The 14792-nt window shown below is 52.9% G+C and carries 10 protein-coding genes, 1 tRNA gene and 2 pseudogenes; 6 read left to right on the forward strand and 7 right to left on the reverse strand.

Going from position 1 to position 14792, the window contains the following annotated elements:
- Positions 1-22: 22 nt before the first annotated feature.
- Together E3U44_RS13990 and E3U44_RS20700 are read left to right on the forward strand one after the other, a co-directional pair.
- Positions 23-232 (forward strand): annotated as a pseudogene (locus E3U44_RS13990) (type II toxin-antitoxin system HicA family toxin); the annotation flags it as partial.
- Positions 189-673 (forward strand): annotated as a pseudogene (locus E3U44_RS20700) (transposase); the annotation flags it as partial. The pseudogenes E3U44_RS13990 and E3U44_RS20700, both read left to right, overlap by 44 nt.
- Positions 674-745: 72 nt before the next feature.
- On the opposite strand, the gene E3U44_RS14000 reads toward E3U44_RS20700, so the two are convergent.
- Positions 746-821, reverse strand: a tRNA-Thr gene (locus E3U44_RS14000).
- A gap of 172 nt (positions 822-993) precedes the next feature.
- Complete coding sequence (locus E3U44_RS14005) at positions 994-3000, reverse strand: sodium-translocating pyrophosphatase (protein WP_134358755.1); 2007 nt, start codon at positions 2998-3000, stop codon at positions 994-996.
- Between the two features lie 173 nt (positions 3001-3173).
- Between E3U44_RS14005 and E3U44_RS14010 the strand changes: the two genes are divergently transcribed.
- A complete protein-coding gene (locus E3U44_RS14010) occupies positions 3174-3722 on the forward strand; it encodes a Smr/MutS family protein (RefSeq protein WP_134358756.1) in 549 nt (182 codons plus the stop codon).
- A gap of 7 nt (positions 3723-3729) precedes the next feature.
- On the opposite strand, the gene purL is transcribed toward E3U44_RS14010, so the two are convergent.
- Entirely contained in the window at positions 3730-7632 is a 3903-nt protein-coding gene (gene purL, locus E3U44_RS14015) for a phosphoribosylformylglycinamidine synthase (RefSeq protein ID WP_134358757.1), read from the reverse strand.
- A 48-nt stretch (positions 7633-7680) separates the two neighbouring features.
- Here purL and E3U44_RS14020 point away from each other — a divergent pair, with 48 nt between their 5' ends.
- The gene (locus E3U44_RS14020; RefSeq protein WP_134358758.1) at positions 7681-8130 is read left to right on the forward strand and encodes an RDD family protein; all 450 of its coding nucleotides are present in this window, start codon (positions 7681-7683) and stop codon (positions 8128-8130) included.
- 20 nt (positions 8131-8150) lie between these two features.
- On the opposite strand, the gene lptG is transcribed toward E3U44_RS14020, so the two are convergent.
- Entirely contained in the window at positions 8151-9215 is a 1065-nt protein-coding gene (gene lptG, locus E3U44_RS14025; protein WP_134358759.1) for an LPS export ABC transporter permease LptG, read from the reverse strand.
- On the reverse strand, positions 9212-10327 hold the full coding sequence (gene lptF / locus E3U44_RS14030; protein ID WP_134358760.1) for an LPS export ABC transporter permease LptF: 1116 nt from the start codon (positions 10325-10327) through the stop codon (positions 9212-9214). The genes lptG and lptF overlap by 4 nt, the downstream gene beginning before the upstream one ends.
- A gap of 340 nt (positions 10328-10667) precedes the next feature.
- Between lptF and E3U44_RS14035 the strand changes: the two genes are divergently transcribed.
- Positions 10668-12176 (forward strand): leucyl aminopeptidase, encoded by a 1509-nt coding sequence (locus tag E3U44_RS14035; protein WP_134358761.1) that lies wholly within the window; start codon positions 10668-10670, stop codon positions 12174-12176.
- A 13-nt stretch (positions 12177-12189) separates the two neighbouring features.
- Entirely contained in the window at positions 12190-12621 is a 432-nt protein-coding gene (locus E3U44_RS14040; protein ID WP_134358762.1) for a DNA polymerase III subunit chi, read from the forward strand.
- 90 nt (positions 12622-12711) lie between these two features.
- Here the strand turns inward: E3U44_RS14040 and E3U44_RS14045 are convergent, their stop codons facing one another.
- Entirely contained in the window at positions 12712-13290 is a 579-nt protein-coding gene (locus E3U44_RS14045; protein WP_134358763.1) for a DUF2780 domain-containing protein, read from the reverse strand.
- A 446-nt stretch (positions 13291-13736) separates the two neighbouring features.
- Positions 13737-14699 (reverse strand): homocysteine S-methyltransferase family protein, encoded by a 963-nt coding sequence (locus E3U44_RS14050; RefSeq protein WP_240761512.1) that lies wholly within the window; start codon positions 14697-14699, stop codon positions 13737-13739.
- Positions 14700-14792 lie beyond the last annotated feature (93 nt).

Here is a 14792-nt window from a genome sequence, read left to right on the forward strand (position 1 = left end):
ACTTCTCCAAGCCAAAGAATTACGCTCATTGCTGAAAAGTCTCGGTTTTGAAGAGCGTATTCGTGGCAGTCATCACATTTATCGCCGCGCCGATGTGGAAGAGCGCTTACATCTTCAGCGTGAAGGTGCTAAAGCCAAACCCTATCAAATTCGTCAAGTGCGTGCCGTGATTCTGAAATACCGGCTAGGAGTCGATGACGATGCATATGGTGGAGCGGGCTTTGGAGGCTGAGCTGACTGAACACTTAGGGTACGCTCCCCATGCTCGGGGAGATTGGGGCAGTGGCAACAGCCGCAACGGCAAGAGCAAGAAGCGAGTTCAAAGTGAGGCGGAAGCGTTTGAAATTGAGGTACTGCGGGGCCGCAACAGGAATTTTGAGCCGCGCAGAGAGTGAAGAAACATCAGCGGCAGCTGGAGGGCTTTGATGAGAAGGTGCTGGCGCTGTATGCTCGGGGGCTCTCGACCCGAGAGATTAAAGCGCAGCTGGAGGAGCGCTATGGCGTGGAGGCCTCCCTGACATTGATTTCCAACGTGACCGATGCGGTGTTAGAGGAGGTGCGGGTCTGGCAAAGCCGGCCCCTATCGGCCGTCTACCCCATTTTGTATGTTGTTGGGGTCTTTCTTGGGTCTCAGAATATCAAAAAAGACCAAAAAACAACTCTACTCTACTTAGTAAACAGTGATTGATATTAAGAGTAGGATTTAAAAAAAATCCCCCTTAAAAAAGTGGGTTTTTGATATACTTGGTGCCGGGAACAGGAGTCGAACCTGCGACCTTGGCATTACGAATGCCCTGCTCTACCAACTGAGCTATCCCGGCAAATTGCCTTATCTAATAAGGTACTAGGCCAGCTCGGGCTTAGTATAAAGAAATTCCCCCCCTCCTGTCACGATGGCATCCACCCCTGCAACAAATGTTTCAGAATTTATACCCCATAACGACTTTTGGGCCTTTCCTTTGTCATTTGAAGGAAAGGCCCTGTGTCTTTTTCTTACAGCAAGGGGGCGATGGTCAAACTCACGATAGCCATCACATTGATAAGAATATTCATAGAAGGTCCTGAGGTGTCTTTGAAGGGATCTCCGACAGTATCCCCCACTACACAGGCTTTATGAACATCGGAGCCTTTACCGCCTAGATTTCCTTTCTCCACATATTTTTTGGCATTATCCCAAGCCCCTCCCGCGTTGGCCATCGTCAGAGCCAGAAGTACACAGCCTAAAAGGGCCCCACCTAGCATCCCCCCTAAGGACTCCGGCCCCAGTCCAAAGCCCACAATAACGGGGGTAAACACTGCAATCACGCCAGGAATGATCATCCGCCTCAGAGCCGCCGTAGTGGCAATATCCACACAGCGGGCCGTATCCGGTTTTCCGGTGCCTTCCAAAAGGCCAGGTATCTCCTTAAATTGGCGCCGGATTTCTTTGATCATATCAAAGGCTGCATCGCCTACTGCAGTCATGGTAATAGACCCTATGAGAAAGGGAATAACTCCCCCAATCAGCAGCCCTATCAGTACTTGGGGGCTGTTAAGGTTGAGCAGAAATCCTGGGTTATTATGGCCCACGGTTTGAACATAGGCGGTAATAATGGTTAAGGCCGCCAGTGCCGCCGCACCAATAGCAAACCCTTTTCCAATAGCCGCGGTGGTATTCCCCAGCTCATCCAGAGAGTCGGTAATTTTTCGGGTATCCGGTCCTAGCTCCGCCATTTCCGCAATACCACCGGCATTATCGGCGACCGGTCCATAGGCATCAATCGCCATGGTGATCCCCACCGTGGCCAGCATACCTACTGCGGCGATTCCCACGCCATAGAGCCCGGCAATCTCACTGGCAAAAAAGATAATTGCTGCGATAGTCAACAAGGGCACGACAACCGACTGCATACCGACAGACAGGCCCGAGATCATTACCGTAGCGGCACCCGTCTCACCAGAATCAGCAATTTTACGGATGGGGGCTCCCCCTGTGTAATATTCGGTAATCAATCCAATAATGATTCCGCCCACAGCCCCGGTAATGACGGCACCCCATACTTGGGTATTCACTCCCGCGCTGAGAATCACCACATAGGCAACGAGGATAAACAACACCGAAGCCCCAATGGTCCCTAGGCGTAAGGCCACATCCGGAGATTTATCGGAGAAACGCCGGACCAGAGCAATCCCCCCAATAGAGCAAAGCAACCCGGCTGAGGAAAGGGCTAGGGGTAAAAACATTAGCCCCCCTTGATCTCCCCCCAATGATTCAATTTCGCCCAAGGTTAAAGTTGCGGCAATGGCGATAGTGGCAATCATAGCACCGCAGTAGGATTCGAAAATATCGGAACCCATGCCGGCCACGTCCCCCACATTATCCCCTACGTTATCCGCAATCACTCCCGGGTTGCGAGGATCATCTTCGGGAATCCCCGCCTCGACTTTACCTACCAAATCAGCCCCCACATCGGCACTTTTGGTATAGATACCTCCGCCCACACGGGAGAATAAAGCGACCGAAGAAGCCCCTACGCCAAACCCGTGGATGGCATGGGCAGTCTCCGGATCGCCCCCGAAGAACAAATAGAGAATACCAAGACCCAGAAGCCCCATGGAAGCCACCGTAAGCCCCATGACGGAACCGCCAAAGAAGGCGACCGTCAAAGCAGCAGCGGCCCCCTCCTTGTTAGCCGCCACGGTGGTCCGGACATTGGCCCGCGTCGCCGCGTACATTCCCGCATAACCCGCCACCGATGAGCTCAATGCGCCGACGAGAAAGGCAAAAGCTGTGCCTACCCCTAAGTAAATATAAAGCAGCACTAAGACCACCGCGGAAAAAATCCCTAGGGTCATATACTCCCGCTTCAGGAACACCATGGCGCCAAGCTGGATCTGCTCAGCAATTTCGGTAACCCGCCCTTCACCAGAGGGCCGTTCCATGATCATCCCATACAAGCGATAAGCGGCATAAAGTCCCAACCCACCCAGTAAAGGTGGAATTAGATATGCAACCGACATTAACTCCTCCCCGAATTTGTACTCGAATTTGACGGCACGTGATTTATTTAAGAGGACTAAATAGATAAGTTATCTGCCGTCGGCGCATGGTACAGGGCTACCGCTGGGCCTGCAAGCACAAACCCATGTATGGTTCGTTAAAATGGCCCTATTCGGAACTTGGGCATTCATTCATGAGCCGCAAAAAGAAATCGATTTCCATTCACGATAGAGAACTTTTCCGGGAGGCGATGAAAGATGTATTGCCGTTAAATCAGGATAAGGTGATGCCCTTTCAACACCATCTCCCCCCCATACCCCAACAGCGGGAACGGGACGAAGCCCTCGTGATTCAGGATATGATGTCCGAGACTTTTGAGGCGGCTGAGTTGGAAACCGGCGAGGAGTTACTCTATCTCCGACCAGGAGTGCCAAAGCGGCTGCTCCGCCAATTGCGGCAGGGAAAGTATAGTATTGGCGCCGAGCTTGACCTCCATGGAATGAATGTTCCCATGGCCCGCCAGGCGCTCGCCAGTTTCCTGAGAGAATGTGAGAGAAACGACATTCGTAGCCTTCGCATCATTCACGGCAAAGGGCGGGGCTCCTACCAAAAGGAACCTATTCTTAAGGGGAAAGTAAACGCCTGGCTACAACAAAAAGACCAAGTGCTGGCCTTTTGCTCAGCCCGCTCCGCGGATGGAGGTACAGGGGCGATTTATGTGCTCCTCAAACGGCGCCGATAATTCCCCTTTAACCTACCCACCGGCGGGCATTTCGGAACATTCGCAACCAGGGGCCTTCCTCCCCCCATGCTAAGGGATGCCAGGAATACTGCACGCTCAGGAAAACCCGCTCGGGATGGGGCATCATGATGGTAAAGCGCCCATCCTCACTCGTCAGGCCGGTCATTCCCCCCGGCGAACCATTGGGATTGGCAGGATAGCGCTCAGTAAGTTGGCCATAATTGTCAACAAAACGCAATCCTGCAATGCGGGCAGTGAAGGCTTCTTCGGCCGTGCCGGTCTCCCCAAAATAAGCCCGTCCTTCCCCATGAGCCACCGTAATAGGAAGACGGGAACCTGCCATTCCTTGCCAGAACAAAGAAGGGGACTCTAGCACTTCCACTGTCACCAAGCGGGCTTCAAACTGCTCCGATTGATTGCGCAAAAACTTTGGCCACAAAGTAGTTCCAGGAATCAGTTCCCTTAAGTGGGAAAACATCTGGCAACCATTACACACCCCAAGGGCAAAACTGTCCTGGCGAGCAAAAAAGTCGGCAAACTCATCCCGGGCACGGGGGTTCATCAGCACCGTGCTCGCCCAGCCGCGCCCTGCCCCCAGCACATCCCCATAGGAAAAACCGCCACAGGCCACTAAGCCCTTGACCTCAGCCAAACTCACCCGTCCCGCTAAAATATCGCTCATGTGGACATCCACGGCGGCAAAACCAGCCCGTTCAAAGGCCGCGGCCATTTCCACTTGACCATTCACCCCCTGCTCTCTCAAAATCGCCACCGGAGGACGGACCCCAATGGCAATATAAGGGGCAGCAATATCTTCCGCAGGGTCAAAGGTTAAGGAGGAATTAAGGCCGGGATCGGCCTTATCCAGCAAGGCTTCAAATTCCTGCTGGGCACACTCAGGATTGTCCCGCAACGACTGCAGCCGATAGCTGGTCTCTGACCACAGCCGTTGATAGTCGGTTCGGCTTTCCGCCAACAGTTCCTGACCCTGAAACAAGACCCGGATCTGATCTTGGGAGTCCACCCCCCCAAGGGCATGGCAGTAGCGGCCTAATCCAGCTTTTTGGAAGCAGGCCAAAACTTGTTCCTGGTCTTGACGCCGGATCTGAATTACCGCCCCCAGCTCTTCGTTAAACAAGGCGGCGAGGGGATCGGCGCCCAAGGCATCTAAATGCACCTGGATTCCGCAATGGCCCGCAAAAGCCATCTCGCAAAGAGTCACCCACAATCCCCCATCGGAACGATCATGATAGGCCAGTAAGAGGCCGTCGGCATTCAACCCTTGAATCGCCGTGAAAAAACGAACCAAGGCCTCCGGGTCATCCAAATCGGGAGGGTAGTGGCCCAGCTGCTGATAAACCTGAGCTAAAGCCGTTCCCCCCAGGCGATTTTTGCCTTTTCCCAGGTCGATCAAAATCAAGATGGTCTCACCTACATCGGTGCGCAGCTGAGGAGTCAAGGAGCGGCGAACATCCAGCACGGGGGCAAAGGCGCTGACGATCAAAGAAAGGGGAGCCGTCATCACCCGCTCTTCGTCCCCTTCCTGCCAGACGGTCTTCATGGACAGAGAATCCTTCCCCACCGGGATGGCGATCCCCAGCCGGGGGCAAAGTTCCATGGCCACGGCCTTGACCGTATCAAATAAAGCCGCATCTTCACCGGGATGACCACAAGCAGCCATCCAATTCGCCGACAGTTTCACCTCCCCCAGGGATTGAATAGGGGCACTGGCAATATTGGTAATCGCCTCTCCCACCGCCATGCGTCCGGAAGCCACCGGGTGGATGAGCGCCAAGGGTGGGCGTTCTCCCATGGCCATGGCCTCGCCCTCATAGGAACGATAGCCAGAAAAAGTTACGGCACAGTCGGCCACCGGGACCTGCCATGGACCGACCATCTGGTCACGGGCAACCAGCCCCGTAATAGAGCGATCCCCAATGGTAATCAAAAAATTCTTACTGGCCACTGCCGGCAAACCCAATACCCGCTCGGCGGCCTGAGGCAGAGTCATCCCCTTACAGTCCAAATCCGGTTTATGAAAAGGCTGATGATGGACCTCCTTGAGTAGCTTTGGCGGTTTGCCAAAGAGGAGTTCCATGGAGATGTCCACAGGCAGGTTATCGAAATAGCCGTCCCCGACGATCAGCTGCCCCTCCTCCGCGGCTTCCCCCACCACTGCCCAGGGACAGCGCTCCCGCTCGCAGAGGGCTTGGAAGAGCGACAATCGCTGGGGAGCAACGGCCAACACGTAGCGTTCCTGGGCCTCATTGGACCAGATCTCCATGGGGGAAAGTCCTGGCTCGTCGCTGGGAATGACCCGCAACTCAAACCGGCCACCGCAGCCGCTATCGTGGACCAGCTCGGGTAGGGCATTAGAAAGCCCCCCCGCGCCCACATCATGAATAGAAAGGATGGGGCTACCCTCCCCCAAGGCGATACAACGGTCAATGACCTCTTGGCAGCGCCGCTGCATCTCCGGATTACCCCGCTGCACCGAGGCAAAATCTAGCGCCTCCTCACTCTCCCCTGAGGCCACACTAGAAGCAGCTCCTCCTCCTAAACCAATGAGCATGGCAGGGCCGCCGATCACCAATAGCGGTGTTCTTGGTGCTAAAAAGGTCTTTTTAACCTGACCAGGGCGGATATTGCCCAGACCTCCCGCAATCATGATGGGCTTATGGTAACCCCGCAACTCCCCACCCCTAGGCCCCGGCACCCGGGCTTCATAAGTGCGGAAATAGCCGCACAAATTAGGCCGTCCAAATTCATTGTTGAAAGCAGCGGCACCAATCGGCCCCTCCACCATGATCTCCAAGGCCGAGGCTATCCGTCCGGGTTTGCCATGATCCTGTTCCCAAGGCTGCTCAAATCCCGGAATCCGCAGGTTAGAAACGCTAAATCCAACTAACCCGGCTTTGGGTTTCCCTCCCCGTCCGGTAGCCCCTTCATCTCGGATCTCTCCCCCCGCCCCAGTCGCTGCTCCTGGAAAGGGAGAAATGGCAGTGGGATGATTATGGGTTTCCACCTTCATCAGTAGGTGGCGTTCATCTTCCCAATAATCATAACCCGGATCACCCCCGACCCCGGTCATGAAATGAGCCACCCGAGGACCCGCAATGACCGCCGCATTATCCCGATAAGCAGACAAAATACCCGCCGGGTGACTTTCGTAAGTATGACGGATCATGGCAAACAAACTGCGGTCTTGAGCCGCGCCATCAATGATCCAGCTAGCATTGAAGATCTTATGACGGCAATGCTCGGAGTTGGCCTGGGCAAACATCATCAATTCCACATCCGTGGGATTACGGCCCAAGGCCAGGAAATTCTCTACCAAGTAGCTGATTTCGTCCTCCGCCAAAGCCAGCCCCATTTGGCTATTGGCCAGCTCCAAGGCTACTTGCCCCCCGCCTAAGATATCTACTGTGGTTAAGGGAGTCGGTTCCTGGTGGTAAAAGAGAGCCTCCGCTTCCTCTAGACGCTCGAAAGTTTTTTCTGTCATCCGGTCATAAACCCAGGGCAAAAGACGCTGGCGCTCGGCGGCCGAAAAAGAATCACCATTGCGCTTGCGGACCCAATAGCCCACGCCGCGTTCCACCCGCTTAATCTTTTTCAGACCACAGAGATGAGCAATATCGGTCGCCTTGCTTGACCAGGGAGAAATGGTGCCAGGACGAGGCACCACTAATAATAAATTGTCCTCAGGAATCTGCCTGGAGGTAAAATATTCAGCTTCCAAGAGATGGGCTAAGGAACGGGATTCTTCCGGGGTAAGGGATTGACTTAAATCCACGAAATAAAAATTATCCGCCTCCACGGAGGCCACTTCCGCCACCACCCCTTGTAATCTGGCAAGCAATCTTTTAAGCCGAAAAGAAGATAAAGCCGACTGGCCACGTAACTGCAACATCTTTACTATACGTTTTCCTTAAATCAATAGGCATGATACTTCACCCACATGAAAGCCACCAGCCATCACTTACCGTCTACACCAGGGTTACTCCGTCGCTTAGGAGCCATTTTCTACGACAGCTTATTACTTATGGCCACCTGGTTTTTACTGACTATTTTTACCTTGCCGCTCACCGCTGGCCAAGCCATTCCCGCAGGCAACGCCATCTATCGCTTTTATCTCCTACTAATAGCTATAGCTTTTTTTGGAGGCTTTTGGACCCATGGCGGACAAACGCTGGGAATGCGTGCCTGGCGCATCAAAGTCCAACAACTCAATGGCCAAACCATCACCTGGCGCCAAGCGCTGCTTCGCTTCGGATTCGCTTTAGTTTCGTGGCTTCCTCTTGGCGCAGGCTTTTGGTGGGCGCTCATCGACAAAGAAAGCAAGACCTGGCACGACCGCTTTTCAGAAACCGAACTCGTCCTGATGCCCAAAAAACTCAAGAATCTCTGATGGAATTCATCAGAGATTCCTCAATAAATCCGGCGCATCATAACCATACCCAAACCAAGGAACAGGAGCGAGGGAAAAGCCGCACTTACCCAGGAGGGAAACTCAAAGACCAATCCTAACTGATTAAAAAGGCGATTAAAAAGAAAAAAACCAATTCCCACCAAGGCACCGACTAAGATTCGCTGCCCCATGCTAACCGAGCGCAGCGGACCAAAGATAAAAGGAATGGCTAAAAACATCATGATTAAGGTATTGAAAGGAGCAAATACCTTACTCCAAAAGGCCAGTTGGTATTGTTCCGTGGCTTGTTTATTCTCCTGCAAATACTCGATGTAGCGGTATAACCCCCAAGCAGAAAGTTGCTGGGGGTCCACAAGGACCACATCCAACATTTCCGGGCTCAAGCCTGACTCCCAAAGGGCCTCGGACAATCTGCGGGTGGTGATGCCCTTGCTACTGATAATCCGCTGGGTAATATCGCTCAAGTGCCAACCATCCTCATGATAGGTGGCGCGGGCAGCTTGGCTGACGATCCGAAGGCGATGTTGTTCATCAAATTCAAAGATTTCAATGTCTTGGTATTGCCCATTGGGCAGAACTCGGCCGATGCGGTTAAAATTGTTCTCATTTCTGGTCCAGAAACCTCGCTCTGCTTGGTCACTCAAACGACCCGTTTTAGCCAGAGAGCGAAGTGTATTGGCCGCTTGCTTTGCGGGCGGTGCCAAAACTTCCCCCATGAGAACCGTCACTACCACAAAGATCATGCCCGTTGCTAAGGCGGAACGGGTAATACGACTCACGGAGAAACCGGCGGCTCGCATGGCCACCAACTCACTTTGACCGGCCAAGGAACCCAACCCCAATACACTCCCTAGTAAGGCAGCCACGGGCAATAAATCATAAATATATTGAGGGATGGAATAGGCAGTATACCGCAGTGCATCCAAGACCCCGTAATCCCCTTCCCCCACTTCCTCCAGCTCAGTGATAAACTCCACAAAGGTATAAAGCGCAATTAATACTAGCAGAACCAGCAAGGTATAGCTGATCACCGCTTTGGCCACATAACGGTCTAAAATTTTCATCGCCTCATCCAGGCAAGGAACCGGCGCAGTTGGTGTAACAGCCGCCACAAAGGCTGAGGCCAGAGCAATATCAACACCACCAAGAGCATCTGCCCATGGACCCACCATAGCCCAAGAGAGGCAGGGATGACTTCATGCTCCACCCAGTTACGGGATATCCCGAGCATGTTGCTATAAATCACATACACCAAGACGGCGGGCACCAACCCTGCATAGCGCCCTTGCCGGGGGCCTAAGCGCGCGAGGGGGGCCGCCAATATTACTAACAGGAGGGTCGCAATAGGCATGGAAACCCGCCACTGCACTTCTGCAATATCCTTGGGAGCCCCCATTTCCCAGAGGGTCAAAGTGGGAAGGGTTTGATGACGAATGCGGAATTCTTGCGCTCCCCCCTTCTTTACCAGAATACCATGGCGCTCAAAGCGAGAGATCCGTACCCCCACGCCATCACCGGCCAGGTCGTAGCGGTAACCTTCCTCCAGTATCAAGTGTTTGTCACCGGTGCTCCCATCTGTTTGAAGGCGGCCTCTTGCAGCCCGGAAAAGGATTTTCTGAGTAGGTTCTCGTACCTGGATAAAGACGTTTCTCATTCCCAACCGATCTTCTGTTAAGCTCTCGGCATAAAATACCCATTGTCCCCCCTTGATTTTCTTAAAATTGCCAGCCACCAAACCACTGGTCTCAGCGGCAAGTATGGCCTGTTGCTTGAGACGGTAGCCCTCTGCCGAGGCTAGCGGCCCGAGATACAAAGAAATGCAACCTACACCTATGGCCAGCACTAATCCAAAAGTCAACACCACCCGCAGCAAATGGCCCCGACTTATACCGCAGGCAAATAAGACAACAATTTCACTGTCATTAGCCATCCGGCCTAATACTAGAATCACCGCCAGGAAAGCGGCTAACGGCAGCAGCAATACCAAAGCCCCTATGGCCTCGTACGCGGAAAGCGCTAAAATGGTCTCCCCTGGAACCTTCCCTTCCGTTGCCTGGCCTAAAAAACGGATGAAGCGAATCCCGCCGAAGATAAGCAACAAAACTAGAGTGACCGCCGTCACATTGAGGCTCAATTCCTTGAGAATGTAACGATCCACAATACGAAATTTGAACATCCCTTCCATTATCTATCCGGATAAATTACGAGATCACCACAAGGGCACGAAGGATACAAAAAAATTACATTTTAAAGGGTATCGCAAAAGCTTGGGATGTAGCGCGAGTGAGCGGAACGTCATCTGAGAAAATCCGTAGATTAAGGAGTAACTCCTTCAGCCTTGATAATGGCAGCCCATGAAAGGGAATATCCTGTTGGCAACAGAACTATTATTATCATAAAATCGAATCCCCCATTATTGAACTATTGGTCGTCAATTCCTTTAAAATGTCTTACCATTTTTAGCTTTTATTTTGTGAAGATAAAACACCAACGATAATCCCTCTTCAGGAGCAGCTATGAATTACACCGTCGCCAGCGGCACCCCGGAAAAACAACGCACCGGTGCCCTTGTGGTGGGCATCTACGAGGGCGGGAAACTGTCCCCTTCCGCCCAACGAATTGACAAAGCTAGTGAAGGTTACTTGTCTAAGCTCATCAAGCAAGGCGATTTTTCCGGTAAAAAAGGACAAACCCTCCTGCTCTTTGCTCTTCCAGGAGTCAAAGCCGAGCGAGTCCTACTGATGGGGTGTGGCCAGAAAGACAAGCTGGAGGCTAAACATCTGCGCCAGAACTGGTCGAGTGCCGTTAAGGTATTACAAGAGTGCGGCACTACCGATGCAGTGGCCTGCCTGCTGGATCTTAAGGTCAAGGAGGATGAGGATATCGCCCAGCGGGCGCGACTCCTGGTAGAGGCCGCTGAACAGGCCTCCTATCGCTATGACCAAACCAAAAGCAAAAAAGAACCGCCCCCACAGCCTCTCAAGAAGCTCACCCTGCTGCTAGAGCAACGCTCCCAACAGCCGGCGGCAGAACAGGGAACTTGCTGGGGCCAGGCCATAGCCAAAGGAGTGAGTCTAGCTCGAAATCTGGGCAACCTACCTGGAAACATTTGCACGCCCACCTACTTGGCCGATGAGGCCCGCAAGTTAGCCAAGGAATATAAATCCCTAAAGGTAAAAATCCTGGAGCAGGAGGACATGGAAAAATTGGGGATGGGGGCGCTGCTTGCTGTGGCCCGGGGCAGCCGGCAACCACCTAAACTCATCACCCTGGAGTATAAAGGGGCTTCCAACAAACAAAAACCCATCGTCCTGGTGGGGAAAGGGCTGACTTTCGATTCCGGCGGCATTTCAATCAAACCTGCTGAGCGCATGGATGAAATGAAGTACGACATGTGCGGTGGGGCAGGTGTTCTCGGAACCATGAAAGCTTGCGCCGAATTGGAATTGCCCCTCAATGTGGTTGCCGTCGTGCCCAGTTCTGAGAATCTCCCTGATGGCGCCGCCAACAAACCAGGAGACGTCATCACCAGCTTATCGGGCCAAACCATTGAGGTTCTGAATACGGATGCGGAAGGTCGATTGATTCTTTGTGATGCCCTCACCTACAGCAAACGCTACAGTCCAGAAGTGGTCATTGATGTGGCGACCCTGACAGGGGCCTGTGTGATCGCCTTAGGCGCCCAAGCCAGTGGCCTGTTAAGTAATGATCAAACCCTGGCGGAGAGCTTACTTGCCGCCGGACAAATCAGCGGTGACCGGGCTTGGCAACTCCCCCTATGGGAAGAGTACCAGCAGCAACTGGACAGCAATTTTGCGGACATGGCCAACATTGGCGGGCGGGAAGCCGGTACCATTACCGGCGCTTGTTTCCTGGCGCGCTTTACGGAAGAGTTTTCCTGGACCCACTTGGACATTGCCGGCACTGCCTGGCTCAGCGGTAAGGAGAAAGGAGCCACCGGGCGCCCCGTGCCCCTGCTCACCCAATACCTAATTCAGCGCGCCGAGGAAACAAAGAGTTTATAATAACTCATAACCCATGACCAAGGTCGATTTCTATTTGCTCACGAGTCATCAGCCTCAAATTCGGGAGCGATTTGCCTGTAAATTAACGGAAAAGGCCTACCGACTCGGCCATCGGGTCCATATCCAGGTGGAAGATCAGAGCCAAGCACAAAAAATGGACGATCTCCTATGGACTTTCCGCCAAGGTAGTTTTGTCCCTCATGCCCTGATGGATACCGAGGGAGCGGCCGAAACCCCGGTGCTCATTGGCTATGAAGGCGAACCGGGAGCCGGGATGGAACTCTTGATTAATCTCTGCAGGGAAGTCCCTCAGTTTTTTTCTCATTTTCCGCGGGTGGCGGAAATTATCGACCAGGATGAGAACAATCGCCATGCCGGACGACAGCGTTATCGTGACTACCGCGACCAAGGCTGTTCACTGGAAACTCACCAGTTAAGCATTTGAGGCACTGAGATCAATAGGAGGCTTATTGTTAGGGGGGAAATAGCCATCTATTTCCCCCTGCCTGCTCATTTGCAGGGTAATTATCGAGACTCAAGGTGCCCTTAAAGCCGACTGTAATAAATTAGCCATCGCTTGCCCGCTCGTATTCCTCACATAAGTCGTTACTACAGGAATAAATTGGCCAACCATATCGGGAGAAAGATTCAATTGTTTAAAAGAAGCAGCCAATGAAGCCATGCTTCCCAGTGCATTGTTCGCATCTCCCATCATGGAGGAAATACTACCGGTCACATTAGACATATTAGGCGCTACGCTCAGCATCTCATTCATCCCTGGTACCGATTGAGACAACGTTGTGAACGCTTGGGGGTCCATATTAGTTTTCGCCGCTTGAAAAATGGCGCCGGCACCCCCTAAAGCTTGCCGCTGAGAAACGCCTAATTGATTCATCAAAATATCCGTCAAACCCGTTTGGCTGGTTCCCATATTATTAGCGGCAGTCGTCCCTGTTTCAATCGCTTGCCTTCCGCTTCGCGCTGTTTGCTCAACCGTTGCTAAGCCGCTATCCACAGAACCCACGACATTTCCACTTCCCCCGTTGGTGGCACATCCCACACCGGACAGGGTCAATATCAAAGTACCTATTTTTATGTAATTTATTTTTTTCATCTGCAACCTCTATGCGTAAAAGGGAGCTATTGGGTAAGCCCTTTGCAGTATACTTACCCCGATGCAATCCCAAACACCCGATTAAAGCTTAGACTAGTGGCAAACTCTATTCATCAACACAAAAACGTGGCCGGCCCCCGGCTTAGCAAAGCCCCCCAGGCCCATGCCTACGCCTATAAGTGTGTTACCCACTTGCTGCGACAACAAAGCACTCAAGCTGATGTTCCACAGAGGCTTGGTTGAACCCTGTCCTAGACTGTGATCTGGCATAAAATATTTCTGGGGGGAGAGCTGGTTTGCCCCCTTATCAGGGGCTTGCTCTCCCCCACAGCGCTATCCGAATCAGTGCCATGCCCTTACGAAATCGTATCTTCCACCCTCCTCTCTGCAATGGGATTGAGCCGCAGTTCCAAGCAGCTATTATTCCCAATTGGGTGGCAATCTCTCTACAAGGAGATTTCAACATGGGCATGGCAGGCATCGCAGATGGCTTCCACATGCCGGTGATCGGTGCCGCAGCAACCACCGAGCACAGTCAAGCACGGCAGCAAATCACGTAGCCTACGGTACTGTTCGCCCAGTTTCTGGGGATTGCCGATATCCAGATCTGCGCTTTCATCCAGTTCTGCATGGCTGCGTTTGGAGGCGTTAGCGCGCAGGCCACGAATGCGCTTGCGCCAGTGGCCATCTTCCTGCAATGCCTGTTCGAAGTGCGTGGGATGGGCGCAGTTAATCAGGTAATAGGCAACATAGCCGTTAGTTTCCTGCTCGGTGCGTTGGATGGCTTCAGCCAGTCGGTCGCCAGAAGGCAGGTGTCCATCAGTCTCCACTGTGAAGGAAATTGCCACCGGCATAGCGGCATCCCGAGCCGCCTGGACGATACCAATTGCTTCCTCCACATAGTTCAGGGTCAACGCCGAAACCATGTCGGCATCGGTCTGTGCAAAGGTCTCGATCTGTGGCCTATGGTACTCCCATGCTACGTCTATACTCATTTGGGAATCAGCGCGATAGCCATCACCCCGTGGACCCAGATTGCCACTGATAACTATCGGCGTCTCCAATGTCTCATAAGCCGCGCGGATCTCGAGCAACAGGCCGATGGCCTTACGATTAGCGTCGGCGAGAGTTACGGCATCGTAACCCAGCTTCGCCCCCCAGTCTGGATTTGCGCGCCAAGTGGGAGCCTCCAGCACAATGCCAAATCCCCACCGGCGCGCGATTTTGACATAGCGGGTAAAATAGTGAAACAACGTATCAAACCCGGTATCGTCCTTAAGGAGATGGAAAGCGGCAAAATAAGGCAGGGCAATGCCCTCGTGAAAGATCAACGTAGTTTCGAGGCCGCCATCGGTAATGAACAGATCGTCCCGGAGTTGCGGCAATCGATTACGGTATTGTCTCATCATATACTCCTTGGTGTTGCGTGTTCATGATTAGCTTCCAGATTGCCAGGTGAGTTGGGCGTCGCCATGGCTGGGCTTATCTGTTAGGATGCCTAT

The sequence above is a fragment of the Nitrosococcus wardiae genome (assembly GCF_004421105.1).
GTDB classification, from domain to species: domain Bacteria; phylum Pseudomonadota; class Gammaproteobacteria; order Nitrosococcales; family Nitrosococcaceae; genus Nitrosococcus; species Nitrosococcus wardiae.